General features: G+C 63.4%; 28 protein-coding genes and 2 pseudogenes. 16 read left to right on the top strand and 14 right to left on the bottom strand.

The features are described from left to right. Positions 1 to 8 precede the first annotated feature (8 nt). A pseudogene (gene pdxR / locus ACVJGD_RS05275) lies at positions 9 to 1494 on the bottom strand (MocR-like pyridoxine biosynthesis transcription factor PdxR). Between the two features lie 75 nt (positions 1495 to 1569). Between pdxR and ACVJGD_RS05280 the strand changes: the two are divergent. Together ACVJGD_RS05280 and ACVJGD_RS05285 are read left to right on the top strand one after the other, a co-directional pair. Further along, positions 1570 to 2292, top strand: a complete 723-nt coding sequence (locus tag ACVJGD_RS05280; RefSeq protein ID WP_456633360.1) for a pyridoxamine 5'-phosphate oxidase family protein — start codon at positions 1570 to 1572, stop codon at positions 2290 to 2292. A 70-nt stretch (positions 2293 to 2362) separates the two neighbouring features. Further along, entirely contained in the window at positions 2363 to 3640 is a 1278-nt protein-coding gene (locus ACVJGD_RS05285) for an ArgE/DapE family deacylase (protein WP_456633361.1), read from the top strand. An 87-nt stretch (positions 3641 to 3727) separates the two neighbouring features. On the opposite strand, the gene ACVJGD_RS05290 is transcribed toward ACVJGD_RS05285, so the two are convergent. After that, positions 3728 to 4528, bottom strand: coding sequence for a cobalamin-binding protein (locus ACVJGD_RS05290; RefSeq protein ID WP_456640180.1), 801 nt, complete (start codon positions 4526 to 4528; stop codon positions 3728 to 3730). A 119-nt stretch (positions 4529 to 4647) separates the two neighbouring features. On the opposite strand from ACVJGD_RS05290, the gene ACVJGD_RS05295 reads away from it, so the two are divergent. Beyond that, the gene (locus tag ACVJGD_RS05295; protein WP_456633362.1) at positions 4648 to 5046 is read left to right on the top strand and encodes a PaaI family thioesterase; all 399 of its coding nucleotides are present in this window, start codon (positions 4648 to 4650) and stop codon (positions 5044 to 5046) included. 165 nt (positions 5047 to 5211) lie between these two features. After that, positions 5212 to 5829, top strand: coding sequence for an N-acetyltransferase family protein (locus tag ACVJGD_RS05300; RefSeq protein ID WP_456633363.1), 618 nt, complete (start codon positions 5212 to 5214; stop codon positions 5827 to 5829). A 156-nt stretch (positions 5830 to 5985) separates the two neighbouring features. Here ACVJGD_RS05300 and ACVJGD_RS05305 read toward each other — a convergent pair whose 3' ends face one another. Both ACVJGD_RS05305 and ACVJGD_RS05310 read right to left on the bottom strand, forming a co-directional pair. Further along, entirely contained in the window at positions 5986 to 6288 is a 303-nt protein-coding gene (locus ACVJGD_RS05305) for a hypothetical protein (protein ID WP_456633364.1), read from the bottom strand. 287 nt (positions 6289 to 6575) lie between these two features. After that, positions 6576 to 7280, bottom strand: a complete 705-nt coding sequence (locus tag ACVJGD_RS05310; RefSeq protein WP_456633365.1) for a DUF2161 domain-containing phosphodiesterase — start codon at positions 7278 to 7280, stop codon at positions 6576 to 6578. Positions 7281 to 7469: 189 nt separating this feature from the next. On the opposite strand from ACVJGD_RS05310, the gene ACVJGD_RS05315 reads away from it, so the two are divergent. Beyond that, positions 7470 to 8177, top strand: a complete 708-nt coding sequence (locus tag ACVJGD_RS05315; protein WP_456633366.1) for a GrlR family regulatory protein — start codon at positions 7470 to 7472, stop codon at positions 8175 to 8177. A gap of 3 nt (positions 8178 to 8180) precedes the next feature. On the opposite strand, the gene ACVJGD_RS05320 is transcribed toward ACVJGD_RS05315, so the two are convergent. Further along, a complete protein-coding gene (locus ACVJGD_RS05320; RefSeq protein WP_456633367.1) occupies positions 8181 to 8381 on the bottom strand; it encodes a hypothetical protein in 201 nt (66 codons plus the stop codon). 14 nt (positions 8382 to 8395) lie between these two features. Continuing rightward, complete coding sequence (gene fabG, locus ACVJGD_RS05325) at positions 8396 to 9076, bottom strand: 3-oxoacyl-ACP reductase FabG (RefSeq protein ID WP_456633368.1); 681 nt, start codon at positions 9074 to 9076, stop codon at positions 8396 to 8398. Between the two features lie 123 nt (positions 9077 to 9199). Between fabG and ACVJGD_RS05330 the strand changes: the two genes are divergently transcribed. After that, entirely contained in the window at positions 9200 to 9958 is a 759-nt protein-coding gene (locus ACVJGD_RS05330; RefSeq protein WP_456633369.1) for an SGNH/GDSL hydrolase family protein, read from the top strand. A gap of 165 nt (positions 9959 to 10123) precedes the next feature. Then, positions 10124 to 10261 (top strand): hypothetical protein, encoded by a 138-nt coding sequence (locus ACVJGD_RS05335; protein ID WP_456633370.1) that lies wholly within the window; start codon positions 10124 to 10126, stop codon positions 10259 to 10261. Here ACVJGD_RS05335 and ACVJGD_RS05340 read toward each other — a convergent pair. Continuing rightward, entirely contained in the window at positions 10258 to 11007 is a 750-nt protein-coding gene (locus ACVJGD_RS05340; protein WP_456633371.1) for a tyrosine-protein phosphatase, read from the bottom strand. The two genes, ACVJGD_RS05335 and ACVJGD_RS05340, sit on opposite strands and share 4 nt — an antisense overlap. A 101-nt stretch (positions 11008 to 11108) precedes the next feature. Between ACVJGD_RS05340 and ACVJGD_RS05345 the strand changes: the two genes are divergently transcribed. Then, positions 11109 to 11423, top strand: a complete 315-nt coding sequence (locus tag ACVJGD_RS05345; RefSeq protein WP_456633372.1) for an MliC family protein — start codon at positions 11109 to 11111, stop codon at positions 11421 to 11423. A gap of 90 nt (positions 11424 to 11513) precedes the next feature. On the opposite strand, the gene ACVJGD_RS05350 is transcribed toward ACVJGD_RS05345, so the two are convergent. Then, complete coding sequence (locus tag ACVJGD_RS05350; protein WP_456633373.1) at positions 11514 to 11714, bottom strand: DUF2735 domain-containing protein; 201 nt, start codon at positions 11712 to 11714, stop codon at positions 11514 to 11516. Positions 11715 to 12265: 551 nt separating this feature from the next. Between ACVJGD_RS05350 and ACVJGD_RS05355 the strand changes: the two genes are divergently transcribed. From ACVJGD_RS05355 to ACVJGD_RS05385, 7 genes are all read left to right on the top strand, one after another. Further along, complete coding sequence (locus ACVJGD_RS05355; RefSeq protein ID WP_456633374.1) at positions 12266 to 13300, top strand: glutamine synthetase beta-grasp domain-containing protein; 1035 nt, start codon at positions 12266 to 12268, stop codon at positions 13298 to 13300. Positions 13301 to 13571: 271 nt separating this feature from the next. Next, positions 13572 to 14216 (top strand): GrlR family regulatory protein, encoded by a 645-nt coding sequence (locus tag ACVJGD_RS05360; protein ID WP_456640181.1) that lies wholly within the window; start codon positions 13572 to 13574, stop codon positions 14214 to 14216. Between the two features lie 6 nt (positions 14217 to 14222). After that, positions 14223 to 14909 carry a substrate-binding domain-containing protein gene (locus ACVJGD_RS05365; protein ID WP_456633375.1) on the top strand — a complete coding sequence of 229 codons (687 nt, stop codon included), beginning with the start codon at positions 14223 to 14225 and terminating at the stop codon, positions 14907 to 14909. Between the two features lie 32 nt (positions 14910 to 14941). Then, the gene (locus ACVJGD_RS05370) at positions 14942 to 15766 is read left to right on the top strand and encodes a tetratricopeptide repeat protein (protein ID WP_456633376.1); all 825 of its coding nucleotides are present in this window, start codon (positions 14942 to 14944) and stop codon (positions 15764 to 15766) included. Positions 15767 to 15914: 148 nt separating this feature from the next. Then, a complete protein-coding gene (locus tag ACVJGD_RS05375) occupies positions 15915 to 16391 on the top strand; it encodes a hypothetical protein (protein ID WP_456633377.1) in 477 nt (158 codons plus the stop codon). 50 nt (positions 16392 to 16441) lie between these two features. Beyond that, positions 16442 to 16591, top strand: coding sequence for a hypothetical protein (locus ACVJGD_RS05380; RefSeq protein WP_456633378.1), 150 nt, complete (start codon positions 16442 to 16444; stop codon positions 16589 to 16591). Positions 16592 to 16692: 101 nt separating this feature from the next. Continuing rightward, a complete protein-coding gene (locus ACVJGD_RS05385; protein WP_456633379.1) occupies positions 16693 to 18315 on the top strand; it encodes an ABC-F family ATP-binding cassette domain-containing protein in 1623 nt (540 codons plus the stop codon). Positions 18316 to 18345: 30 nt separating this feature from the next. Here the strand turns inward: ACVJGD_RS05385 and ACVJGD_RS05390 are convergent, their stop codons facing one another. From ACVJGD_RS05390 to ACVJGD_RS05405, 4 genes are read right to left on the bottom strand one after another with little or no spacing between them, the layout of a single operon-like run. Further along, complete coding sequence (locus ACVJGD_RS05390; RefSeq protein ID WP_456633380.1) at positions 18346 to 19395, bottom strand: HD-GYP domain-containing protein; 1050 nt, start codon at positions 19393 to 19395, stop codon at positions 18346 to 18348. A 24-nt stretch (positions 19396 to 19419) separates the two neighbouring features. After that, on the bottom strand, positions 19420 to 19611 hold the full coding sequence (locus ACVJGD_RS05395) for a hypothetical protein (RefSeq protein WP_456633381.1): 192 nt from the start codon (positions 19609 to 19611) through the stop codon (positions 19420 to 19422). A 37-nt stretch (positions 19612 to 19648) separates the two neighbouring features. Beyond that, positions 19649 to 19951, bottom strand: coding sequence for a PilZ domain-containing protein (locus ACVJGD_RS05400; RefSeq protein ID WP_456633382.1), 303 nt, complete (start codon positions 19949 to 19951; stop codon positions 19649 to 19651). Further along, positions 19951 to 21084, bottom strand: coding sequence for a DUF2336 domain-containing protein (locus ACVJGD_RS05405; protein ID WP_456633383.1), 1134 nt, complete (start codon positions 21082 to 21084; stop codon positions 19951 to 19953). The genes ACVJGD_RS05400 and ACVJGD_RS05405 overlap by 1 nt, the downstream gene beginning before the upstream one ends. A 298-nt stretch (positions 21085 to 21382) precedes the next feature. Between ACVJGD_RS05405 and ACVJGD_RS05410 the strand changes: the two genes are divergently transcribed. Continuing rightward, on the top strand, positions 21383 to 22327 hold the full coding sequence (locus ACVJGD_RS05410) for a helix-turn-helix domain-containing protein (protein ID WP_456633384.1): 945 nt from the start codon (positions 21383 to 21385) through the stop codon (positions 22325 to 22327). Between the two features lie 20 nt (positions 22328 to 22347). Here the strand turns inward: ACVJGD_RS05410 and ACVJGD_RS05415 are convergent, their stop codons facing one another. Together ACVJGD_RS05415 and ACVJGD_RS05420 are read right to left on the bottom strand one after the other, a co-directional pair. Then, positions 22348 to 22596, bottom strand: coding sequence for a hypothetical protein (locus ACVJGD_RS05415; protein WP_456633385.1), 249 nt, complete (start codon positions 22594 to 22596; stop codon positions 22348 to 22350). Between the two features lie 114 nt (positions 22597 to 22710). Next, a pseudogene (locus ACVJGD_RS05420) lies at positions 22711 to 24796 on the bottom strand (methyl-accepting chemotaxis protein). Positions 24797 to 24804: the final 8 nt, after the last annotated feature.

Raw genomic sequence — 24804 nt, forward strand, 5'->3', positions numbered from 1 at the left:
TGTCATTTTCAGCTTAGTGAGGCGCCGGCGATTCTCATAGAGCGGCGCTTCGTGCGCAGCTCCGCGAGCGATGCTTTCGCCAGTCGTTCGGCCGCTGCTTTCAGTTGCGGAAGGTCGTGGCCGGCAAATCCCAGCACGAAGCCGGGCAGGGGACGCGCGCGATGATAGGTTTCCGCGAGCAGCCAGCCCTCGACGCCGGCCGCGCTCCTGGCCTCCGACGCTATGACCGGTTCGGTCGATGGATCGAACCCGCGCCACCAGATGCAGGCCCTGCGAGGGCACCGGTACCGACAGCTCACCATCGGAAGCCGTCGACAGCGTCGAGGCCAGCACGTCGCGGGCTTCGCGGTAGAGCCTGCGCACCTTCTTCAGGTTTGCGGCGAAGGCACCGGAATTCAGCATATCGGCGACGGCGCCTTCCATCAGCGTGCCGGGAAAGCGGTCGAGCGCGGCGCGGGCCGTCGTCACCGCACCGATCAATTTCTCGGGGAGCGCGCAGTAGCCGATGCGCAATCCCGGAAACAGCGTCTTGGCAAACGTGCCCATGTAGATGACGCGCTGGAGATGATCGATGCCGGCGAGCGACAGCAGGGGAGCGCCGTCATATCTGAACTCGCTGTCGTAATCGTCCTCGAACACGAAGGCATCGGCCGCCTTGGCCCAGTCGAGCAGTTCCAGCCGGCGCGGCATCGACATCTGCACGCCGAGCGGAAATTGATGTGAGGGCGTGACATAGGCCGCACGCGCTGCCGGCGCGCGAGCACGGCCGTTTGCCACCACCAGGCCCGATGCGTCGACAGGAACGGAAACGGCGCGATAGCCGCAATGCTCGATGGTCCTGCGCGCGATTGGGTAGCCCGGGTCCTCGCACCAGATCTGGTCGCTCGGCTTGAGGATCGCGCTCAACACGATGCGCAGGGCGTGCAGCGTACCCGAGGCCAGCATGATCTGCTCGGGATCGCAGCGCAGTCCTCGCGCCGAGAGCAAGTGGTCCGCGATCGCAGCGCGAAGCTGATGGCTTCCCCTGGGATCACCGTAGTGAAGATGCTCGGTGCCAAAGGCGCGCATGCGTCGTCCGACGAAGGCCCGGAAGCGCTGCAGGGCACGCTCGTCGATATGGGTGCAGCCAAGCGCCAGCGCGCCTTGTTGGGGCGCATCGATGGTGATCTTCGGCTTCGGCGCCTCGCGGGCTCGCGCCGGGATGCGCGCCGCGACGAACGTCCCAGCGCCTGTGGTCGCCACCGCGAAGCCATCGGCAATCAAGCGCTCATAGGCGGTGACGACGGCATTGCGGCGAAAGCCGGTCTGCCGTGCCAGCGTGCGGGAGGGCGGCAGCGGCTCGCCCGGCTTGACGATGCCGCCAAGGATCGCATGGCACAGCGCCTGGTAGAGGCGCTGCTGGGCGGAGGCGCCTGGTGTGACGTGCGGTCCGGAAAGGTCGAGCGGCAGCTCGGCCTTGCGGGGCGACGTGGAATTGGTCGAAATTTTTCGCATGGAATTGGCACTATCGCAGACCAAATCCGGCGCTACAACTGCTTCGAAACGTTCAAAACTGCAATAGGAGCCGCCGTGAGCGAAGGTGCTGCCGCCTCATATCCGCTGTCACCACGAAACCAGGTGAAGCGCCGCCATGATCGCGGCTTCTATGATCACGCCACCGTGCACCGCATCCTCGACTCCTCGATGCTGTGCCACGTCTCCTATGCGATCGACGGTCAGCCCTATTGCACGCCGACCTTCTTCTGGCGGGAGGGGACAAGGCTGTACTGGCACGGCAGCAGCGCGAGCCGCATGCTGCGGAGCCAGTCCGCAGGTGAGAGGGTCTGTCTCACGGTCGCGCATCTCGACAGCCTGGTGCTGGCGCGCTGCGGCTTCAATCATTCGGCCGACTACCGCGCGGTGATGGCGTTCGGCACGGCCTATCTCGTCACCGATCCGGAGGAGAAGCAGCGCGCGCTGGTCGCGATGGTCGACCGCTTCTTTCCCGATCGAACCGCGAGCCTGCGGCCGAGCAATACGCAGGAGATCAAGGCGACATCCTTCATCGCGATGGAGATCGAGGAGGCTTCCGCCAAGATCCGCGCCAAAGGCGTCGCCGACGACGACGAGGATTACGAGCTGCCGATTTATGCCGAGCGCATCCCGGTGCGCACCGTGCTCGGCGCGGCGGAACCCTGCCCGCGGCTGCTTGAAGGCGTGACGCGGCCGGCGTCGCTCGACGGTTATTCGGAGGGCCGTCTGCTCGAAGACGCATTACGGGATGCCTATTTTGTGCAGTACCCCGGCGGCTGAGATCACGCTATAGCGTTGCAGGCCAAGCGCCCGTACGCTTGATGATCGAACCTGGAGCTGGAGCCGCCGCATGAATGCCGATACGCAACAAAGGATCCTGGACGCGGTTGATGCCGGCTTCGATGCGCAGCTTGCGACCACGAAGGAATTCGTTGCGATCCCCTCGACCCGAGGCGCGGAAGGTCCGTGCCAGGACATGATCGGCGATCTCCTGCGGGCTCGTGGCTACGAGGTCGACGACTGGCATATCAATGTCGATGATCTGAAGGACCTGCGCGGCTTCGGCCCGATCGAGCATGATTTCTCCAGGGCGCGCACGGTGGTCGGCACCTACCGGCCATCAAGCAATGGCGGCAAATCGCTGATCCTGCAGGGGCACTGCGACGTGGTGCCGACCGGCCCGCTCGACATGTGGGAGACGCCGCCATTCTCGCCGACGGTCAAGGACGGGCGGATGTACGGCCGCGGCGCCTGCGACATGAAGTCGGGTACGATCGGTGCGCTCTATGCGCTTGATGCGATCAAGGCGGCGGGCTTTCGGCCAACGGCGCGGATCCACTTCCAGTCCGTGATCGAGGAGGAGAGCACCGGCGTCGGTGCGCTCTCGACCCTGCAGCGCGGCTATCGGGCCGACGCCTGCTTCATCCCGGAGCCGACCGACGGCAAGATGATCCGCTCGCAGGTCGGCGTGATCTGGTTTCGCCTGAAGGTGCGCGGCTTCCCGGTGCATGTGTTCGAGGCCGGCGCCGGCTCCAACGCGATCATGGCGGCGTATCATCTGATCCACGCGCTGGAGAAGCTCGAAGCCGAATGGAACGAGCGCGCCAAGGCTGACCGCCACTTCAAGGAGGTCGCGCATCCCATCAACTTCAATCCGGGAATCATCAAGGGCGGCGACTGGGCTTCCAGCGTGCCGGCCTGGTGCGATGTCGACTGCCGCATCGCGGTGCTGCCGGGCTGGTCGATCGCGGAGTGCCAGAAGGAGATCCTGGCCTGCGTGTCGGCGGCCGCGCGCGACCATCGCTTCCTCTCCAACAATCCGCCTGAAGTGCAGTGGTCGGGCTTCCTGTCCGAGGGCTATGAGCTGACTGACGCGGCCGCCCCGGAGGCGGCGTTCGCGAAGGCGTTCGGCGCGGTCTATGGCGGCACGGTGGAAGACCGCGCCTTTACCGCGCTCACCGACACCCGCTTCTACGGATTGAACTACAACATCCCGAGCCTGTGCTTCGGCGCCAGCGGCGCGGCGATGCACGGGTTCAACGAATATGTGGATCTGGAGTCGCTGCGGAAATCGACCAAGGCCACCGCGCTATTCATCGCGGAATGGTGCGGGGTGGAGAAGGTGTAGACCCTCATCCTGAGGAGCCGCGTAGCGGCGTCTCGAAGGATGAGGCCAGTGGCCGGGCCTCATGGTTCGAGACGCGCTGCGCGCTCCTCACCATGAGGATTTGGCATCGGTCGGCCACAACGCTTTGACGATCGCATCCAATCCATCGGTGAGCGCGGCCGGGCCCGGTTGCAAAATGATCGTCGACTTGATCTCGACGATGCGGTCGTTGCGTACGGCGGGAATATCGCTCCAGCCGGGACGGTTGCGGATGCGGTCGGGCACGACCTTCTTGCCGCACCAGGAGGCGAGGATCACGTCGGGCGCGGCGTCGCGCACGATTTCGGGCGCGATGATGCGATCCTTCGCGGCCTTCTGGTGCCGCAAGCCTGGCAGCGCGTCTTCGCCGCCAGCGATCTCGATCAGTTCGGAGACCCAGCCGATGCCGCTGATCAAGGGATCGTCCCATTCCTCGAAATAGACTTTTGGCTTCGGCTGTGAACGCGGCGTCGCGGCGATGGCGGCAAGGCGCTGCTCGAAGGTTGTCGCAAGCTGGTCGGCGCGTTCCGCGGCGCCGACGATGGCGCCGAGGGTGCGAGTCATCGCCATGATGCCGGCAATGTCGCGCTGGTTGAAGACGTGGACGTCGACGCCGGCCCGCACGAGATCGGCGACGATGTCAGCCTGGATGTCGGAGAATGCGAGCACGAGGTCCGGCTCGAGCGCCAGGATTTTCGGGATGTCGGCCGAGATGAACGCCGCGACGCGCGGCTTCTCGCGGCGGACCTGCGGCGGCCGCACCGCGTAGCCGGAGACGCCGACGACGCGGTCCTGCTCGCCGAGCAGGTACATCGTCTCCACGGTCTCCTCGGTGAGACAGACGATCCGGCTGGGAGGGAAGTGGCGCATCGGCGAACTCTCGAGTTGGCGCATCGTCACGCCGGCCATTACCTCCGACGTCATTGCCTGATTTACCGGCTCCGTCCATTCTCTGTCGCTGCTGCGCGCACAACAAAACGGGAGGACGCATGACGCCGCTGGAGAAGATCCAATCGATGAAGATGCCATTTGCGGAACTGAAGGGCGTCACCTTCACGGAGGCAGGCAAGGATCGGGTGGTGGCGAAGATGCTGGTGCGGCCGGATCTCTGCACGCTGCATCACACCATTCACGGTGGCGCGGTGATGGCGTTTGCGGACTCGGTCGGGGCGGCGGCGACGGTGATCAATCTGCCCGAGGACGCCAAGGGGACCACCACGATCGAGAGCAAGACCAATTTCATCGGCGGCGCCAAGGAGGGGAGCACGGTCATCGCCATCACCACGCCCGTGCATCGCGGCCGACGCACGCAGGTTTGGCAGACCCGGTTGGAGACTGAGGACGGCAAGCTGATTGCCATCGTGACCCAGACCCAGATGGTACTTTAGTACGCGCACGGTCTTGAATTCATCAATGAATTCAACGTGAAAGATTAAGTGAATCCGAGTGCAGGATTCGGTGAATCTATGTACTTGAATTTCATGCTGCGACGCACAATATTGGGCGTCTAGGGATTCGACGCCTCCTCGAGGGCCACCACGAGGAGCTATGGAATGAACTACGATTCTACCCGTTCGGCACCGGCTAAAGGCACCGTTCGGACTCTCAGCCAGTCGGAATTGCCGCTTCTGCGGGATCATCTGCTGAGGCTGGACCGAACCAGCCGCTATGATCGCTTCCATGGCTTCATGGACGACGGCTTCATCAAGCGCTACGCCGAGAAATGCGCCAATGACGGCACCGTCATCATCGCCTATTTCGAGAACGGCACGGTGCGTGGCGCGGCCGAACTGCATCCGCCGGAGCAGTCGCCTGATGGCGAGCCTGAGATCGCCTTCAGCGTGGAGCGCACGGCGCGCCGGAAGGGCGTCGGCAGCATCCTGTTCCGCAAGTTGATCGGAGAGGCGCGGGCGAGGGGCTATCGCTCGCTTCGGATCACCACCGGCGCGCAGAACGAGGCGATGCGTGCGCTCGCGAGCAAGTTCGGCGCGAACCTGACGTTCCGCCACGGTGAATCTACCGGCAGCATCGATCTCGCGCGGCATGGCCAGCCGGAACCGGTCCCCGCGGCGACGGTCGCGCCGCTGGAGGCAGCGCGCGCGATCGCCAGTCTCAACCACGCCTATTGGCAGATGGTGTTCAAGATGTACGGCTGGAACCGCGCCGCCTGACTAGAGCTTCGATTCTGATTCAATCAGAACCGAAGCTCTAGATTCTTGTCTTAACGCGTTTCTTTACGCGAACCGGTGTCCACTTCGCTCGAAAACGCTCTAACGCGCGGCCGCGCCCGGGCAATTCGCTCGGATGAAGGAATTGCCAGTCGGAGTTCAGGTGCCGGTGCGCTTGTCGTTGCCGAACCGACGGACCACGCGGCGCTCGACCACGACGGCGCGCTGTGCGCCTTGCTCGCCCGCGATCACGCGGGTTGCCGACCTCGCCATGGTGCGAGACGTCTTCTTCACCTCGGCCAGCACATCCTCGTAAGGAAGGCCCATCAAGGCGGACGCGATCTCGGCCTGCTGTTCGAGGTCGTCGGTGATGCCGACGGCAGCGAAGATCGCTTCCTCCAGCGTGGGCGGATCGCGCCTCACGCGCCGGGGACCATATTTCGTTTGCCAGTCTTCGCTCATTGGGGCCTCGCTGGGAGCGCGACGACGGTTTTACGAGTCATCGTCCGCCCGCCTCTTTGTCTTGAGCATGATCTCCGCGCAGACGCTTCGTATCTGTCGCAAGGAAAAGCCGGTAGCTACTTTTTCCGGATCATGCTTTGGGCCGGATACCTAGGCGGCATATTGTTGCATTGCAATATGAAACTGACATGGCAATCCAGCCATGCGCTGTAGACTTTCTCTGGTTTGCGTCCTCATCGCGCGATCGTTACCGGTTATCCACTGCAATCGACCGCAATCGTGCGTCGCTACGCCGTGGTCATTCGCATCGAAGCCGCCGTCTCGATGGTTTTGGAGTCAACCGCCGGCTGCGGCCAGCGTTGCAACGCGGCGCGGCCTGCGTCGGTCAGCACATAAATGCCGCGCTCGGCGCGGTCGAACCAGCCATAGACATTGTGCAGCAGGATCTTGCCGGCATCCGGAATATCGATCCGGAGGTCGCGCACGCGCCGTGGTCCATTTGCGAGCGCAGACGCACAGGCGAGCGCCTGCTGGCGGTAGGCGGTCATGATCGGTGCGCGCGTGCTGCCGCCCATCACGGGATCGCCCTTGCGGCGATTGTGCTCGGCAACCAGGCGGGAGCGCTTCTTCGGATTGCGGCGCGGCGCCGTGGTCGGCGGTTTCACCAGCACCTCGACCTCGCCGGCGCTGGTCACTCCGAGCATGCCGAAGCCGAGACGGCGGCAGAGATTGCGGTAGCGCGCATCGCTTTCGCGGCCCTTGCCGCGTGTTGATAATCTTGCGGCGATCCATATCTCGTCGCAGGCGCCGGCGCGATCGACCGCCTGCAGGATCAGTTCCAGATTGAAGGTGAGCTTCAGCTCACCGACCACCACGACCGGCGGATCGTCGCCGCTCAGCGCCACCAGGTCGCAGCCGCCGATCTCGCCCTTCACCGTGAAGCCGAGCTTTTCGAGGAACCGTTTGACGGGCAGATAGAGCGAGGTTTCCACGCGCAGAGCTCCAGCCGCGGAATGCCGCGACTCAATTTGCAGGAGTCTACCGCAAAGCGTTTGCCGGGACGGTGGCAAAACGGCTAGTCTTGGTGCGGGACAAGATCAAATGGCAATCGGCGAGCCGGCGCGGGCAAACGGTCTGCGCGGGCGCTGACGTATTTTTCGCATAAGAAACGGGGCGCCAGAGTGCTGCAGGGGCTGTACAAATTCTCGTTCAGGACGGTGCGGGGCACTGGTTGTGGCGTGATGGTCGCAACCGCCTCCGGCAAGCTGTATGGCGGCAATTCCGGTTCGTCCTTCATCGGTAGCTATACAGAGGAGGGCGGCATCATCTCGTCCGAGCTGAAGATGTCGCGCCACAACCATGACCCGAACTATGTGCCGATGTTTCCGGTCGACAACATCGTCATGACCTTCAAGGGTGCGCACAAAGGCGATGAGGTTCACTTCGAAGGTGGGACCGCTGCGTTGCCCGGCATCGTGTTCACGGCGATCCTGACTCCGATCAACGACAAGGATGCGCCCGCGCCCGGCAGGGTCGGACCCGACGGCATCAGCAACGGACTCTATTCCATCCACATCCGCATGCTCGATGGACTCGACGGCGGCAATACCGGTGTAATGCTGCTGCATGACGGCCGTATCCGCGGCGGCGATGCCTATTTCGACTATATCGGCTCCTACAGCGCCGCGGATGGCCGGTGGAAGGGCGAGCTCGTCAATCGCGAGCATACGCCGAGCCTGGGCGAGCGGCCGCTGTTCGGCGGCCACGAAGTCGGCATCGGCTTCTCCGGCACATACGATTCCGAAGGCGCCGAGGCCGAGGCTACCGCGCTCGCGGGCAAGCGCAGCGTTCGCTTCAAGGCAGTGCTGAAGAAGCTGGTGGAGGCGTGAGCTTCAAAGGTCTCGACATTTGCCAGCGCGATAGGCGCTGATTGCTGCGATGGCTAACGGATCGAGCTTGCCCGCGCAGGCGTCACGCTCGATTTCCGTATCGAAGCTGCCGGCATCGAATGTTTCAAACCATGCGCGAAAGCGCGCCAGCTCTCCAATAGGGAGCTGTTCAACGGCTCGCGCAATGTCTTTGGCGGTCCTCATCTCGAAAAACGTTGCTAAACGCGCCCATTCACCGGCAGCAGCGTGCCGGTGACCGCGCTGGCCGCGTCGCTGGCGAGGAACAGGATGACGTCGGCGAGTTCCTTCGGCGCCACCCATTTTGAGAAATCCGCCTTCGGCATGCTGGCGCGGTTGGCGGCCGTGTCGATGATCGAAGGCAGCACGGCGTTGACCGTGATCTTGCCCTTGTGCTCGGCGGCGAGCGCTTCGGTCAGGCGGTGCACGCCGGATTTCGAAGCCGCATAGGCGCCCATGCCGGCGCCGGCCTGCAGTGCACCGAGCGCGCCGATATTGATGATGCGTGCGGCGCTGGACGCAAGCAGATGCGGGATCGCCGCGCGCGAGGCGTTGAGCGCGGTCGTGACGTTGAGCGCATACATCCGTTGCCAGGTTGCGGGATCGCCCTCCGAGACCGTCTCGAAGGCAAAGCCGCCGGCGATGTTGATGAGCGCGTCGAGCCGGCCGAAATGCGAAGCCGCCGCGTCGATCGCTTTTTTCGCCTGCGCCGCGTCCGTCAGATCAACGCGACCGAGCTCGATCCGGCTCGACGTCGGGAGGAGCGATGGTGGCGCGTGATCGACGGCGGCCACGCGTGCGCCGCGCGCCAGGGCCTCCTCGACGACCACCTTGCCGAGCGCGCCCAATGCGCCGGTGATGATGACGACCTTTTCCTGCATGACTACTCCCGGGTCAGTAACCTGCAGGCCACACTATGATCAGGAGAATGTCATTTGCAATGTCCAGTGCTTCATCGCCAAATACGAGTATATTTCGTACTTTTCTCGTAGAGGATGTTCACAATGGCTAACGCGCTACAGCCCTGCAACAATCACCTCGAACTCTTCGAATTTAAACCGCTGACCCATTTCGCGAAGGCGCTGAAACATCAACGGAAGGTCAAGGTCGTGGCGATCGGATCGTCCTCGACCGCTGGCACCGAAGGCGTGCTGCCTTATCCGCCGAGACTCGAAATGCTGTTGCGGCAAGGCAATGTTCCTCGGATAGATGTCCCTCGGATAGAAGGCTTCTATGGCCGCCTAATCGACGTTCTCAACCGCGGTATCGGCGGGCAGGAGGCCCCTGAAGAACTGTCGCGCTTCGAATCCGATGTTCTCGGCGAGGCACCCGCGCTAGTGATCTGGCAGGTCGGCACCAACGCGGTCTATCGCGACCACTATAGCCCAGACGACGTCAGGGCAGCGATCGAGGTTGGACTCGACTTGCTGTCCACGTTGTCGGCGGATGTTGTGATCATGGATTCCCAGTGCACAAGGGCTGTCGTTGAAAAGCCCGAGAAGCTGGAACGATCCAAACAGATGACTGCTTTGATCTCGACCGTCGCCAACGCAAAAGGCGTTAACTTATTCAGTCGTTTTGCGCTGATGCAGCGCTGGGTGGAGCAAGACAAGGTCCCGCTCGCGGAACTGGACGATGGCGGGCAGTCCCAACTTCACACCAGCGAGTGGGCGACGGAATGTGTCACGCATGCCCTGTTCGACGTGATCAAGCAGGCGGTAGACGCGGCCAAGCCGGCGGCAGAGGCCGCGCCGTCCACGTAAGACTACGGCTCTGCCGTTGATCGGTAAAATTTGCCGAACTTCTGTAAGTCGATCGCAGAACCATGTCGCTACAAGCGAGGTCCCATCAAGGCAGGGGATCAGACCATGGGAAACTTACCCGATCACGGTTTACCGCTCGTTCAGCTTAAGGAGCAGCGGCGGGACTTGGTCGTCGCGCTGCAGAATCGCACCGGTCCGGTCAGCGGCTGGGAGCTGATGCAGATCGCGGCCGTACAGCAGGCGATCTCGGCCTTTGAGGAAGTCATCGCCGACCTCGACGCCGAGCTGGAAGCGGCTGCTTAAATTCTCTCGAGATAGAGCGCGGCAAGCTGCTTGTGCTCGGCTTCTCCGATGCCAAGGCCGTCGCGGATATAATTGTCGAGACCGCCGTAATCGGCGTTGATGGCCTCGAACGACGTGGCCAGGAATGCCGCCCGCACCGTGCCGATCACCTGCAGGACACTGTCGGGCAGGTCGCTGGTGACGGAGGGATCGCGCCGATAGAAGCGGTTGGTCAGCAGATAGTCTTCCGAGATCATCTCGTCGGGAACGCCGAGCGTGTGCAGGATCAGCGCGCAGGCGAAGCCGGTGCGGTCCTTGCCGGCGCTGCAATGGATGACGAGCGGCGCGCGGTCCTCCAACAGATGCGCAAACAGCGCACGGAAGCGCGGCGTGTTCTCCTGCACATAGCTGCGGTAGGAATCACGCATCACCTCGATGGCATCGTTCTCGGTCGGCGGTCTGCCGGCGGCGGCGATGGCGCGCAGCGCGGCGATCACCGTCGGTTCGACCGGCAACGAATGCACGGTGATATCGGCCACGCCGCACAGCCCCTCCGCGCGCTCCTCGCGTCCACGGAAATCGAACGCGCTGCGGACGCCGAGGCCGCGGACCACTGCGACATCGTCGTCGGTGAGCCGGCCGAGATGGTTGGAGCGAAAGATCTGGCGCCAGCGGACGCTGCGGCCGTCGCGTGTGAGGTAGCCGCCGAGGTCGCGGAAATTGCTGGCGCCGGCGAGATTGAAATGTCGGGCAGGAGAGTCTGGCATCGGGCTGACTTAAGCAATCTTCTACGGCAGGCAGATGACCGGATAAGAGATGGTGCGCGTCCCGCGCTCGTCTATACTCAAGCCGGCTCCAGGGGCGAAGGATGAATCATCGGCAGGCAGCTATTTTTGCGGTGGTGTTGGTGGCGGGAACCCTGGCCGGCAGGTCGCAAGCGCCGGCCCAGAGCGCGTTTCAGAACTATCGCTGCGCCGACGGCACGCAGTTCATCGTCGGGTTTTTCCAATACGATTCCCGCGCCCATCTGCAGCTCGACGGCAAGGCGGTGACGCTGTTGAAGCGGCTGACGCTGTCGGGCGCACGCTACTCCGGCACCGGCGTTACGCTGAGGATCACGAAAGCCGGCCTCGCCACGCTCAAGCACGCCAAACGGCCGGCTACGGCCTGCGAACTGGCATGAAAAAGGGCCGAAACGCGCTTGTTCCGACCCTCTTCTACGCTGCCGATCCCCGACATTTCCGTCGGGAGGCTATCCGACATCTGCACGGCATTAGTGGTCACGCGCCGGCTTGGATTCGTCGATAGCCGCCTGGTGGTACCAGCTACCGCTGCAATCGGCCTTGTTCACCTGTGAAGCGGCAATCTCGAGCGCGGACCTGGTCTCGCCATAGCGGCGTCCCGCGAGGGAGGCCCGGCCGCCGACCGGGAATTGGTAGATCGTGGCAGATCCCTGATTCAAACCCGTAGTCATGTCGTTCTCTCCTCTGATCGGAGCCGCGATCCTCCATGGTGCGCCCGACTCGTTCTCGTGTGGTTACTTCGACGGTTACTGGACCTGCGATATCGGCCGTGCCCCGCTCGGATGCAAGATGATGAAAAAATGTCACTCGGTGATCATTCTATAGGCATTTTCGGTTTTGCTTCGTGCAAGGCAACGAGCAGGTGACCAACGCTTGAGCCGGGCCGAAGGTTGCGGGCGCGGGGCCGGGCATCTGAGGAACGGTGCGGGCGTCTGCCAACGCTTTAATCGGACGATGGGCGCCTGGCGGAATTGCCGGAGAATCGGGCGCTGGCGGTATCCTCGGATGGCCATTTGGCCGCTCAGCGTGCATGCCAGCCGCGCTCCTATGTCGCAGCGAAAATGACAGCGCCCCGTCTGGACTTTTCCCCAGGAGCTCGATCCCGCACCGCAGCGATTGGCACTCAAATTGCTTGGTAAATCCTCGGCCGATGGTGGCCGGGTACGCGTGGGGCGAGCTGGCTTCGGCCCCTCGCGTTTTGCATCATCAACAGAGAGGCTCAATGACCAAGTACAAGCTCGAGTATATTTGGCTCGACGGGTATACGCCGACCCCGAATTTGCGCGGCAAGACTCAGATCAAGGAATTCGCGTCGTTCCCGACGCTCGAGCAGCTTCCGCTCTGGGGCTTCGACGGCTCCTCCACGATGCAGGCCGAAGGCCACAGCTCTGATTGCGTGCTGAAGCCGGTTGCGGTCTACCCCGACGCGGCGCGCACCAATGGCGCCCTGGTGATGTGCGAAGTCATGATGCCCGACGGCGTCACCCCGCATCCCTCCAACAAGCGCGCCACCATCCTCGATGACGCAGGTGCCTGGTTCGGCTTCGAGCAGGAATACTTCTTCTACAAGGACGGCCGTCCGCTCGGCTTCCCCTCGAGCGGCTATCCCGCTCCGCAGGGCCCGTACTACACCGGCGTCGGCTACAAGAACGTCGGTGATGTCGCCCGCAAGATCGTGGAAGAGCATCTCGACCTCTGCCTCGCGGCCGGCATCAACCACGAAGGCATCAACGCCGAAGTGGCGAAGGGCCAGTGGGAATTCCAGATCTTCGGCAAGGGCTCCAAGAAGGCCGCCGACGAAATGTGGATGGCGCGCTACCTGATGCTGCGCCTGACCGAGAGCTACGGCATCGACATCGAATTCCACTGCAAGCCGCTTGGCGACACCGACTGGAACGGCTCCGGCATGCACGCCAACTTCTCGACCCAGTATATGCGCGAAGTCGGCGGCAAGGAGTACTTCGAGGCGCTGATGGAAGCCTTCAAGGCAAACCGCGCTGACCACATCGCGGTCTACGGTCCGGACAACCACATGCGCCTGACCGGCAAGCACGAGACGGCCTCGATCGATACCTTCAGCTACGGCGTGGCCGATCGCGGCGCTTCGATCCGCGTTCCGCACTCCTTCGTCAACAACGGCTACAAGGGCTATCTGGAAGACCGCCGTCCGAACTCGCAGGGCGACCCCTACCAGATCGCTTCGCAGATACTGAAGACCATTTCCCAGGTCCCGACCGGCAAGAAGGCCGCGGCCTAAGCCCAACACCGCTCCCGGCCAGGGCTGGGGGCGCCCGGGCCGCAATCAAGTCCGCCAAAGCCGTCCGGCTTTGGCGGACTTTGCATTTTAATGACAGTGGACCGGTTGCACTTGTGGGTGTCGACACGTTTTGTTCAGCGTAAGCCGGTATCGACCTCGCCGAAAGCGCGATAGACTGCATTTGGATGCGCGCAGGCCGAGGACCGACGTGGGTTTCGGAGGCTTCTACAAGGTCAGGTTTCAGCTCAACGATGCGGTCGGCCGCAGCGTGATGCATGCCCACGATGGCAAGATGCTCGGCGGTAACTCAGCCTTCGCCCATATCGGCACCTACGAGGAGAGCGGCGACGAGGTCTCGGTCGTGGTCAGGACCGTGCGCCACAACCCGGATCCCAACTATCCCGCCATGGCCGGCACTGATGATGCCACGCTGGTGGCGCAGGGCCGGCCCGATGGCGACACCTATCGCTTCGAGGGAGGGTTGCGGGAGGTGCCCGGCGTCCCGTTCCAGGCAGTGTTGACGCCGATCGAGGAGCAGGAGATCCCGATTGCCGGCGGCGTCGGCGAGGGCGGGATCGCCAACGGCCTCTATTCCATCCATCTTCGCCTGCTCGACGGGGTCTCGGGCGGGTTGACCGGTGTGATGTTGCTCAAGGATGGCCGCATCGTCGGCGGTGACGCGTGCTTCTATTATCTTGGGACCTACGTCTCGGAGAACGGCCGCTGGAAGGGCCAGATCCTCAACCAGGAGCATACGCCGGCCAGGGGCGAGAATCCGATCTTCGGCGGCCACGAAGTCGGCATCGGCTTTTCCGGCACCTGTAATGAAGAAGGAGCGGTGCTGGAAGCAACCGCGCTCGCCGGCAAGCGCAGCCTGCGTTTGATGGCAGTGCTGAAGCTGATGCGCCGTCTGTAAGACGCGATGCCCGACACCATTCGCCTGCTCTCCACCTTGGCGCTGAGAGGCGCAGTTGCCAATCTTGCCGGACGATATGAGGCCTCCAGCGGCGCGCGGATCGACGCCGATTTCGCGCCGACGCTGGCGCTGCTCGATCGGATCAGGCGCGGCGAGGCCGCCGACATCCTCATCCTGACGCAAGAGGGACTCGCCGAGCTCGTGCGCGAAGGCCGCGTGATCGCGGCGAGCTGCGTTGATCTTGCGCGCTCTTATGTCGGCCTTGCCGTGAAGGCCGGAGCCCTTCATCCCGACATCGCCAGCGAGGCGGCGTTGTGCGCGACGCTCCTGGCTGCGCGCTCGGTGGCTTATTCTAGAATTGGCGCCAGCGGGATTCTGTTCGCGCAACTGATCGAGCGTTTGGGCGTCGCGGCCGAGGTCAACGCGCGCGCAACCATTATTCCATCGGGCTTCACCGCGGAACGGCTCATCACTGATGAGGCCGATCTCGCCGTGCAGCAGATCAGTGAATTGAAGCAGGTTGTGGGCATCGAGGTCGTCGGACCAATTCCGCGTGAATTGCAGACGCCGGCGGTGTTCTCCGCCGGCCTCATGACGGGCTCGGAGAAGGTGGGGCAGGCGGGTCGGCTGCTGCGCTATCTCGCTTCCGCCGATGTTGCGCCGGTGCTGCGCGAGTCGGGGCTCGAGCCTTGAATTTGCCGGTCCTTCGACGCAACTTGCCGGCCATGATCAAGCAAATTCACCTAGCCGCACTCCTCGTAATCACCCTGGTTGCGGCGCCGGGGCTCGCCCACGCGCAATCAGCCGACCTTGTGCTGTGCGACCGCATCGCGGCTGATCCCTCCGATCCCGACAAGCCCGCTGACGTCAAGGGCGTGCCCGAGGTGGCGCTGGCCGACACTGCGACCGCAATCAAATACTGCGCTGTTGCTGCGAAATCCTCGCGCCGGGCGATGTATCAGCTCGGGCGCGCCTATGCCGCCAATCGGCAAACGGCGGAAGCGGTCGCGGCCTGGCGCAAGGCGGCAGACAAGGGATCGACCTCGGCGATGGTCGAACTCGGCGTGCTCTACGGAACCGGCGCGGGCATCGCGAAAGACGAGGCGCAGGCGCGCAAATTGTTCGAGCGCGCTGCGCAGGCCGGCAATCCGCGCGGCGTCACCAACCTCGCAGCGCTCGGCGGCTCCTCGGCGGCCGACCCAGTGCGCGCCCGCGAATTACTTGCGAAGGCCGCCGAAACCAACCCCGAGGCGCAATATCAGCTCGGCCTGATGCTTTCCGAAGGCACCGGCGGCGAGAAGGACGATGTCGCGGCGCGCACGCTGTTCGAGAAGGCGGCGGCGCAAAATCACCCGGGTGCGCTGGAGCGGATGGGCGCCTTCGCGCAATCCGGCCGCGGTGGCCCGAAGGACTCGGATGCTGCGAAAGCCTATTACGAGCGCGCCGCCGCACTTGGCGATGAGGACGCCAAGAAGGCGCTGGAGCGGGCGCGATGTCCGATGACGATCAAGGACAAGCGCGGCAACGTCGTGACGAATCTCTGCTTCTAGCAACGCGGGATCATCGGCAATCCCGGCGAATGGCCTGATTCCGCAAGCGGCTTTGATCGAGCGCAAAACTTCCGCAACTCGACTCGATAGGCTCTGAGCAAACCAATGTTCTGCGCGGTCGCTGCCGCGGGAAGAAATGGAGTTTGCGATGAAACGACGCGGCGTAGTGGGGGCTGTGCTTCTGTTGATGGCATCGATACCGTTGGCGATGGCACAGTCGGACCTGAAAACGCCCTCTTCGAGCGACCGATATGTTCCGCGGCTTGGCGACATCATGAGTGCTGCGCAACGGCAGCACCAGAAGCTGTGGCTGGCCGCCACGGGTCAGAATTGGGAGCTTGCGGCTTACGAACTGAGCCAGCTCGAGTCCAGCCTCGCGGAGGCGGCCATGCTGTACTCCGGTATCCCCGTCAGCAATGTCACGACGCTGAAGGATCCATTGCAGTCGGTGTCCGACGCGATCGCAGCGAAGGATGGCCGCAAGTTTGCGAAGGCTTATGGCTATCTGACCGAGGGCTGCAATTCCTGCCACGCATCGATGAGCCGAAGCTTCATCGCCATCCGTGTTCCGACGGGCCCGCAGCCTTTTGCCAATCAGCTATTTCCCCCGCAGCGCAAGCCGTGAATGGAACCGAGGCGGCGCACCGTGGTTGATCGGGCAAAGGAGACCCGACCATGATCCGCAAGTTGCGATCCGGCGAATACCGCCTCTATTCGCGGAAGGTCAATCCGAAGACCGGCAAACGCCGCAATCTCGGCACCTTCAAGACTCGCGCCGCGGCCGAAAGGCACGAGCGCGACGTGCAGTATTTCAAGCGCCATTAGCCGGAGGGAAATTCGCGTCTGATGCGGGCGGCGTAACATCTTTGCGCCGGCGGGCGAAATCGACTAAGAGCGCCTGCACAGATGTCCCACCAGATAGCGCAATGATCCGTCTCGATAACGTCAGCAAGCAGGCCGGCCACCAAATCCTCTTCATCGAAGCTTCCGCAGCGCTCAACCGGGGTGAGAAGATCGGCCTGGTCGGGCCGAACGGCGCCGGCAAGTCGACGCTGTTCCGCATGATCGCAGGCCAGGACGCGCCCGATGAAGGGCAGGTGGCGGTCGATCGCGGCATCACGATCGGCTATTTCAGCCAGGATGTCGGCGAAATGTCCGGCCGCAGCGCGGTCGCCGAGGTGATGGATGGCGCAGGTCCCGTCAGCGTCGTTGCGGCCGAGCTGAAGGAGCTCGAGGCCGCGATGGCCGATCCTGATCGTGCCGACGAGATGGACGACATCATCGCGCGCTATGGCGAGGTGCAGGGGCGCTTCGAGGAACTGGACGGCTACGCGCTCGACGGGCGGGCGCGCGAGGCGCTGGCCGGCCTTGGCTTCAGCCAGGAGATGATGGATGGCGACGTCGGCGCGCTCTCGGGCGGCTGGAAGATGCGCGTCGCGCTGGCGCGCATCTTGCTGATGCGTCCGGATGTGATGCTGCTGGACGAGCCGAGCAACCATCTCGATCTCGAAAGTCTGATCTGGCTCGAGCAGTTCCTGAAAGGGTATGAGGGCGCCCTATTGATGACGTCGCACGACCGCGCTTTCATCAACCGCGTGATCGGCAAGGTGATCGAGATCGACGGCGGCGCGCTCACAACTTACTCCGGCGACTACGAATTCTACGAGCAGCAGCGTGCGATGGCGGACAAGCAGCAGCAGGCGCAGTTCGAGCGCCAGCAGGCGATGCTGGCGAAGGAGATCAAGTTCATCGAGCGCTTCAAGGCACGGGCCTCCCACGCGGCCCAGGTGCAAAGCCGCGTCAAGAAGCTCGACAAGATCGAGCGGGTCGAGCCTCCGAGACGCCGGCAAACCGTGGCATTCGAATTCCAACAGGCGCCGCGCTCCGGCGAAGACGTCGTCGCGCTGAAGAAGGTCGACAAGGGCTACGGCAGCAAGCGGATCTATGAAGGACTGGACTTCATGATCCGCCGGCGCGAGCGCTGGTGCGTGATGGGAGTCAATGGCGCGGGAAAGTCGACCTTGTTGAAGCTGGTGGCCGGCTCGACCGAGCCGGACAACGGTGCGGTCGTGCTCGGCGGCAGCGTCAAGATGGGCTATTTCGCGCAGCACGCGATGGATCTGCTTGACGGCGAGCGCACGGTGTTTCAGTCGCTCGAAGACGCGTTTCCGCAGGCAGGGCAGGGCTCGCTCCGCGCGCTCGCCGGATGCTTCGGATTCTCCGGCGATGATGTCGAGAAGAAGTGCCGGGTGCTGTCGGGCGGCGAGAGGGCGCGGCTGGTGATGGCGAAGATGCTTTACGATCCGCCGAACTTCCTGGTGCTGGACGAGCCCACCAACCACCTTGATCTCGCCACCAAGGAGATGCTGATCAACGCGCTGTCGGAGTTTGAGGGCACGATGCTGTTCGTCTCGCACGACCGGCATTTTCTCGCCGCGCTCTCCAACCGCGTTCTGGAGCTGACGCCGGACGGTATCCACCAATATGGCGGTGGCTACACGGAGTATGTCGCTCGCACCGGCCAGGAAGCGCCGGGGCTGCGGAGCTAGCTTTGGCCGCTTGGTAGCGGCGAGGGCGGATCAACGGTTCAAGGCGACGTCCCTGAACGCTTCGACCAGCGGCCGTTCGAGCTTGCCCTTCATGCCCTGCAGGACTTCGTAGGCGGTTGCCCGCGACATCGCCTGTTTGTAGGTCCGCTGTTCGATCAGCGCGGCGAAGATGTCGGAGATGGTCAGGATGCGGACGATATCGGAGATGCTCTCGGCGCAAAGCCCGTCCGGATAGCCGCTGCCATCAAGAAACTCGTGATGATGCCGTACCGCATCGAGGATTTCGGCCGAGATGCCAGGCGTTGCTTTCAGCACGGCATGGCCTGTGGCAGGATGGGTCTCGATCAGCGCACGTTCTTCGGCATCGAGCTTGCCAGGCTTGTCCAGGACGGCGAGCGGAATCCTCGCCTTGCCGAGATCGTGAAACATCGCGGCTGCATAGAGCCGCTCGATATCAGCCTTCGCTATGCCGAGGCTGAGGCCGAAATCGACGGCGATGCCGGTCACCAGCAAACAGTGCTGGTACGTGCCCTCGTGGTGACGGCGAACCGTCGCGAGCCAGTCGGACAGCCCATGCTCGGCGATCGTCTCCGCGATCACGTTGCCGGCGTCCTTGGCCTCCGCAACGTTGACGGCCCAGCCGCACGTGACCGCCGAGAACATCGAGGCGAAGCTGGCCGCTCCGACCGACGCAGCCTCCCGGGTGCTCGATGCCGGTTCGCTCGGAACGATCGATGGCGTCTCGCCGCGCGCGAGCTTTGCCAATAACTGGGCCGGCTTGACCGGACTGAGCAACGCATGCGTCGCGCCGAGCGCATAGGCCTGCACGACCGCCAGCCTGGTCCGCTCGTTGATGACGAAGATGCGCTTGGGGACACGCGAGAACGTGCTCGACATGGCTTTCAGCGCCGTGATGTTGTCGATGACACGCAGATCAGCGTTAACGACAATGGCCGCGACGTCATTGCCGGGAATGCTGGCAGCGCCAAGCAGGTCCCCCGCGACGGGATGCTTTGGCTCCAGCATGGCGAGCAACGACGAGAGCCTGTCCTGCGTATCGGCTACAACGTAAACGGACATCGAGACGGTGTTGTTGGCATTGCTTCAGATCTTGTCGAAAGCCCGCTGCCGGGCCTGGGTGAGAAAATGATCGAGATCGCTGCAGAGACTATGCGCGATATCCTCGTTGAGTTCGAATCGCAGCGTCGTTCCGGCCATGTCGATCTCGACGATTCCGCGCAGCGGCTCCGCGCAATTCGTGGTGACGGAGAAGGCTGCGATCTTGTGGACGGCCATCGGTCGTTCCTCCCTGGAAATTGTGTCGCGGACATGCTCACTTTGGAATGATGGCGCGCCCTTTCTTCTTTCTTTCGGCGACAAACTTCACACCGATCTGCATCCCGTCGACCCGAACCAATTCGCATCGACGGAAGGCAAGTCCTCTCGATGACAGGATCAGGAAGAATTCCTGCGCCCGCAGCACGTCGAGTGGGCCCTCGACCTCCAGCTTGGCGCCGGTCTGGGATACGTCGAGAAGAATGCAGGTTCGTTGCCAGGTGCCATCGACGCCCATCAGGTTGACCGGATAGCGGTGCTCGAAGTGGACACGCTCGGCTTTGCGGTTTCCGTAAGCCATCAATGCACTCCCCCAGCGGACGGTATGTCGGCGGATAAGGGCTTGGCGCCGCCCTCGCTTGCGGATCCGAAGCGGATGGCGCGCTGCGCGGTGGAAAGCGCAAGTGTGTCAAAGGCCTCCTTGGCCAGTTCGAGTTGTTCCGGCGAAACCGGCTTGACGCCTCTACGACTCCTGATGATGGCGACCGCGGTCTGCCAATCGAGCCGCGACGCCCGGCAGGCGAGGATCAGGCCGTAGCAATCCTCGGTCTCCATCAGCGGCTCGATGGTTTCGATCGGAACGGTTGCCAGTAGCGACAGCGCGGCGATGACACTCGGATGGTCGCGCCGGATCGCAAAACGGTTGACGGTGGAATCGTTCAGTTGGCCGGCATTGTTGAGCGCCAGCACTGTCGCTCTTGCTTCGGAATAGTCGACGGGGACGAGCTTGCGAGCGCGCCCGCGTGCGGCGGTCTCTTCGATCAGGGTTCTGATCGCGACGTGTCGCTCGGGCGGTGCGGTCTTGAGCAGTCGGGCCTGCGCGAACGGGCTGCACTTTGCCACCAACTCGCAAAGCACATCGCGCGGTAGATCCAGCCGCTGCACCAGCGCGTAGGCGATATCATCGTCGCGCAGGGCCATATCGACGAGGGTCGCAAAGCCCACAACGGAGAACTGCGCGCCGGGATTCCTCGCAAGGATGCAACAGATGGCGGCGTCGCCGCGCATCAGCAGGGCATCCGTGAGGCTGCGGCCGACGGCGCTGCGTCCGGCGATGGCGCCGAGGTGTTTTTCACCGCGGGTCCGGGCGATCTCGATGAGGTCGTCCTCGGACAGGCATTCGCACTTGCGAAGGATCGGGACGGCGACTGCCGCGTCCTCGTGTTGGGCGAGGCGGCGCACCACCTCCTTCGGCGCCGACTTCAGATCGGCCAGGGGGGCGCTGAGCTTGGTCAGCGTGCGCGCTTCGACGGCCCCGATCAGACGGACCAGGACGTCGTCGAATATATCGATCTGGTGCTCGCTGAGCCGGTCGGCGTCCGCGAGGAACAGGCTCGCCACCTGCCGCAATATCCGGATGCGGCGTTCGGGTGAGCCGGCTCTTACAACATCTTCAAGTTCTGCAATAAGCTCGGTCGAGGCAATGGCAGTCATGGCGGCACCAATAATCCGCTGCAGGACGTCAGGGTCCCTCAGCCGATTTCGCGCCTAGATTGTTAATTACCACTGTAAATTGGTGTTTTAAGGTTGTGCCCTCCTGAAAATTCTACCAGAAAACAGTATCGAAATTCGGCAATGGTACTTTGCCGCGTTGTCTTTCTGGGGACCCGCGGCCCAACTAGCGAAGAGGAGGGGGACGGAACGAGTCGTTGAGCGAAGATCACCGCTTTTTTGCGTTGCGGCATGTGTGCCGCCGCCATCGACGGATCTTACTCTTACAGAACTATTTTCAATGAATGATCATTCACCGGCGCCAACGCTGGTGCCAAAGGTATTTCGATTCGATGACATCGACACGTTTCGGAGCTTCATTCGGAACGTGCAGGTCGAGTGTATTCCGCTCGCCCGGGAGATTTCAGCCGAGCAAACCATCCTGAATTTGCCGGGCTGCGACCTGAACTACACAAAGGCGTTCCCGCGCGTCATCGATGTGCAGCTTGCGCCGAACACGACGGCCGTCGGGTTCCCGATGGACGAGGGCGCTGCCATTCGCTTCAACGGCGTCGAGCACGACCGTTCGTTGCTGGTGATCGGCAACGGTGGGGCCTCCTATAGCGCTCTCGAGCGAACCCCACGACAGTATGCCTCGATCGTTTTCAAGCCGACGGTCGAGGATCGCGGCTGGCCCAAGACCGGGCTGAGCTTCAATCTCTACGAGACCAGCGATACGGCGAAACGGCGGCTGCGCCAACTGGTGCGGGAGGTCCTGGCGATCGCACCGCACCTGGCCGAAGCGCCTGAGGTTCCCGGAGTAGCGGTCGCGATCCGCGAATCCCTGATGGCTGCGATCGATCATGCGTTCGCCGAGGTCGTGCCGGCAAAGTGGACGGCGCGGGCGAACGCCGCCCGGCAGTTCAAGGTTTTCAAGGAGGTGCAGGCTATCCTGTCCGGCGATCTCGCGCAGCCGATCTACAGCAGCGACCTCGCCAGGGAGGTCGGCGTGTCTGTCCGTACCATGCACGATGCGGTGCAGCGCTATCGGGGAATGAGCCTGCACCGATATCTCCGCTTGCGGCGGCTCTGGCTCGTTCGCCAAAATCTCTTGGCCGGTGCCCACAGCGTCAAGGCCTGCGCGCTCGCCTATGGCTTTTGGCACCTCAGCGACTTTTCCAGAATATACCGGTCGCACTTCGGCGAATCGCCGTCCGAGACCCTTTCGAAGTCGCGGCGATCCTGAGCTCAGTTGGCCACGAGCGGCTATGCGCCGCTCTGGCACTTCTTCATGAAGCTGGTCTTGGCGGCGCCGGCGAGCTTCTTGCCGTCGGACCCGACCGCTTTGGCCTCGCAGGACTCGGTGGTGCATTTCTTCATGAACGAGGTCTTTGCCGCGCCCGACAGCGGTTTGCCGTCCTTGCCGATGGCTTTGCTCTCGCAGGACTCCTGCGCGAACGCCGAGCCGATCGCAAAGGTGGTGACGACCGCTGCCAACAAGATCCGCTTGAGCATGGGCTTCCCTCCCGATTTGCCAAAATAGCGGTGCGGATTGGATATCGGAATTTTGCCGCGATCAAGCTGGTAGCCCGCGGATTCCTCCGCGAAATCGACAACCCATACCCGCGATTACGCCGCCCGGACTTCCGCGAGGAAGCGGTTGACTTGGCCCTGCGAGGTCGCGCGACTGCGTGGAAAGTTGTTCAGCGGCGCCGAGCACCTGGCCGGCGGCGGTCCCGGTGTCGTCGGCGGCACGCTGCACGCCGGAGATGTTCGAATTGACTTCCTGCGTGCCGCGCGCCGCTTCCTGGACGCTGCGCGAGATCTCCTTGGTGGCCGAGCCTTGTTCCTCGATCGCGGCGGCGATCGCGGTGCCGATCTGGTCGATCTCGGTAATGACGTCGACGACGTTCTGGATCGCTTTCACCGTCTCGTCGCTTGCGGCCTGAATGGTGGCAATCTGCTCGGAAATCTCGGTGGTCGCCTTCGCGGTCTGGCCGGCCAGCGACTTCACTTCCGAGGCTACCACGGCAAAGCCGCGTCCGGCATCGCCGGCGCGTGCCGCCTCGATCGTCGCATTCAGCGCGAGCAGGTTGGTTTGCGCCGCGATGTTCTGGATCAGCGTGACGACATCGCCGATCTTCTGCGCGCCTTCGGCGAGCGAGCGGGCGGTATCGCCGGTGCGGCGCGCATTCTCCACGGCGCGCGCCGCGATCTCGGTCGACTGGGTGACCTGACGGCCGATTTCCGAGATCGAGGACGTCAGCTCTTCGGTCGCGCTTGCGACTGTCTGCACATTGGTCGAGGTCTGGTCGGAGGCCGCTGCAACGACAGCGGCCTGCCGGTTGGTGGCAGATGCCGTCGAGGACATCGACTGCGCGGTCTCCTCCATGGTGGCAGAGGCGGCCGAGAGCCCGCCGACGAGCTCGCTGACCTTCGCCTCGAACGCGTGGGTCAGGTTGTCGAGCACTTGCGCGCGGCGCATCTTGACCTGGTTCTCGGCTTCCTTCTCGGCGGCCAGGCGGTCGGCCTTGATCATGTTGTCCTTGAAGACGCGCACGGCCTGCGCCATCGCGCCGATCTCATCGCCGCGTTCGGCGCCGGCGATCTCGTCCGCGACGTCGCCGGCGGCAAGCCGCGACATCCTGGCGGTCAATTCCACGATCGGCCTGCAGACCCGGCGGAGCACCATCATCACAAGCGCGACGCTCGCTGCGAGCACGGCGATGAGGCCGGCGAGCGCGATCAGGAAGCTGAGACGCGCGGAGGAGTAAGCGGAAGACAGCACCTGCTCGGCATTGTCATAGAAGGCGTCGCGCACCTCGATGATCGAATTGAGCCCACGCTGCGATTCCGCGTAGAAGGTATCGACATCGTGCTCGTACTTGCCGCTGGCCGCGCCTTCCTTCACGAGCTTCAACTCCTTGCCGAACCGATCGACATAGGCCTCGTTCATGCGGTCGAGCGCGGCTGTGACATTGGCGGGCAGGTTGGGATTGCCGCGCAGTTCCTGCAGTGACATCAACACCTGGTCCGCACGGCCCTGGGCGCGGGCGAGATCGACCTTCTCGGTTTCGGTCGCCGCGCGCCTGGCGCCGACGAGGTTCTTGTGCTGGCTTGCATTGAAGCCGCCGACGTCGCGCAGCGACCAGGCGATATTGGCATAGACCGCCTGCCGATAGGCGTCGCCCTCGATCAGGGCCATCTTGCGCACCTGGCCGTCGAGCAGGGAGGCGGCGGCGTTGTTGAGCACCGCATTGTCGGCGATGATCTTCTTGGCGGCGTCCTTGCGCGCTTCCGCCGGGCCATCGATCGCCTTGTCCATCGCCTCGCGCAGCGCATTGAATTTCGCGTTCACTCCATCGATGCCAGCGCCGATCGCTTCGCCGTCGTCGAGCGAGCCAGGCAAGGCCTTGCGCAGCGTGGTCATCTTGTCGCGGGCGCGGTCGGTAGCTGTCCGCATCTTCTCGTTCAGATCGGCCCGCTGCTTCGGATCGACCGTCGGCGGCCCGAACAGGATATTGGTGGCGAAGCCACGCTCGGAATTAAGGTAGCGCGGGATGTCACTGATCGCGCGCGCGATTGCGAGCCGCTCCTGCGCCACTGACACATTCTGCATCGTCTGGTATTTCGAGGCCGCGACATAGACGGCCAGTCCACCACCCACGGCCGACAGCGAGACGATAGCGGTGGTCAGGAGCGTTCCGATTTTCATGGTATTGG

The sequence above is a fragment of the Bradyrhizobium sp. USDA 10063 genome (assembly GCF_054063735.1).

Bases quoted from the DNA above. Each gene is read 5' to 3' on its own strand.
- ACVJGD_RS05285 (WP_456633361.1), top strand. From the start codon at position 2,363: ATGAATGCCGATACGCAACAAAGGATCCTGGACGCGGTTGATGCCGGC.
- ACVJGD_RS05290 (WP_456640180.1), bottom strand. From the start codon at position 4,528: ATGCGCCACTTCCCTCCCAGCCGGATCGTCTGTCTCACCGAGGAGACC.
- ACVJGD_RS05295 (WP_456633362.1), top strand. From the start codon at position 4,648: ATGACGCCGCTGGAGAAGATCCAATCGATGAAGATGCCATTTGCGGAA.
- ACVJGD_RS05300 (WP_456633363.1), top strand. From the start codon at position 5,212: ATGAACTACGATTCTACCCGTTCGGCACCGGCTAAAGGCACCGTTCGG.
- ACVJGD_RS05305 (WP_456633364.1), bottom strand. From the start codon at position 6,288: ATGAGCGAAGACTGGCAAACGAAATATGGTCCCCGGCGCGTGAGGCGC.
- ACVJGD_RS05320 (WP_456633367.1), bottom strand. From the start codon at position 8,381: ATGAGGACCGCCAAAGACATTGCGCGAGCCGTTGAACAGCTCCCTATT.
- fabG (WP_456633368.1), bottom strand. From the start codon at position 9,076: ATGCAGGAAAAGGTCGTCATCATCACCGGCGCATTGGGCGCGCTCGGC.
- ACVJGD_RS05330 (WP_456633369.1), top strand. From the start codon at position 9,200: ATGGCTAACGCGCTACAGCCCTGCAACAATCACCTCGAACTCTTCGAA.
- ACVJGD_RS05340 (WP_456633371.1), bottom strand. From the start codon at position 11,007: ATGCCAGACTCTCCTGCCCGACATTTCAATCTCGCCGGCGCCAGCAAT.
- ACVJGD_RS05345 (WP_456633372.1), top strand. From the start codon at position 11,109: ATGAATCATCGGCAGGCAGCTATTTTTGCGGTGGTGTTGGTGGCGGGA.
- ACVJGD_RS05350 (WP_456633373.1), bottom strand. From the start codon at position 11,714: ATGACTACGGGTTTGAATCAGGGATCTGCCACGATCTACCAATTCCCG.
- ACVJGD_RS05355 (WP_456633374.1), top strand. From the start codon at position 12,266: ATGACCAAGTACAAGCTCGAGTATATTTGGCTCGACGGGTATACGCCG.
- ACVJGD_RS05360 (WP_456640181.1), top strand. From the start codon at position 13,572: ATGCATGCCCACGATGGCAAGATGCTCGGCGGTAACTCAGCCTTCGCC.
- ACVJGD_RS05365 (WP_456633375.1), top strand. From the start codon at position 14,223: ATGCCCGACACCATTCGCCTGCTCTCCACCTTGGCGCTGAGAGGCGCA.
- ACVJGD_RS05370 (WP_456633376.1), top strand. From the start codon at position 14,942: ATGATCAAGCAAATTCACCTAGCCGCACTCCTCGTAATCACCCTGGTT.
- ACVJGD_RS05375 (WP_456633377.1), top strand. From the start codon at position 15,915: ATGAAACGACGCGGCGTAGTGGGGGCTGTGCTTCTGTTGATGGCATCG.
- ACVJGD_RS05380 (WP_456633378.1), top strand. From the start codon at position 16,442: ATGATCCGCAAGTTGCGATCCGGCGAATACCGCCTCTATTCGCGGAAG.
- ACVJGD_RS05385 (WP_456633379.1), top strand. From the start codon at position 16,693: ATGATCCGTCTCGATAACGTCAGCAAGCAGGCCGGCCACCAAATCCTC.
- ACVJGD_RS05390 (WP_456633380.1), bottom strand. From the start codon at position 19,395: ATGTCCGTTTACGTTGTAGCCGATACGCAGGACAGGCTCTCGTCGTTG.
- ACVJGD_RS05395 (WP_456633381.1), bottom strand. From the start codon at position 19,611: ATGGCCGTCCACAAGATCGCAGCCTTCTCCGTCACCACGAATTGCGCG.
- ACVJGD_RS05400 (WP_456633382.1), bottom strand. From the start codon at position 19,951: ATGGCTTACGGAAACCGCAAAGCCGAGCGTGTCCACTTCGAGCACCGC.
- ACVJGD_RS05405 (WP_456633383.1), bottom strand. From the start codon at position 21,084: ATGACTGCCATTGCCTCGACCGAGCTTATTGCAGAACTTGAAGATGTT.
- ACVJGD_RS05410 (WP_456633384.1), top strand. From the start codon at position 21,383: ATGAATGATCATTCACCGGCGCCAACGCTGGTGCCAAAGGTATTTCGA.
- ACVJGD_RS05415 (WP_456633385.1), bottom strand. From the start codon at position 22,596: ATGCTCAAGCGGATCTTGTTGGCAGCGGTCGTCACCACCTTTGCGATC.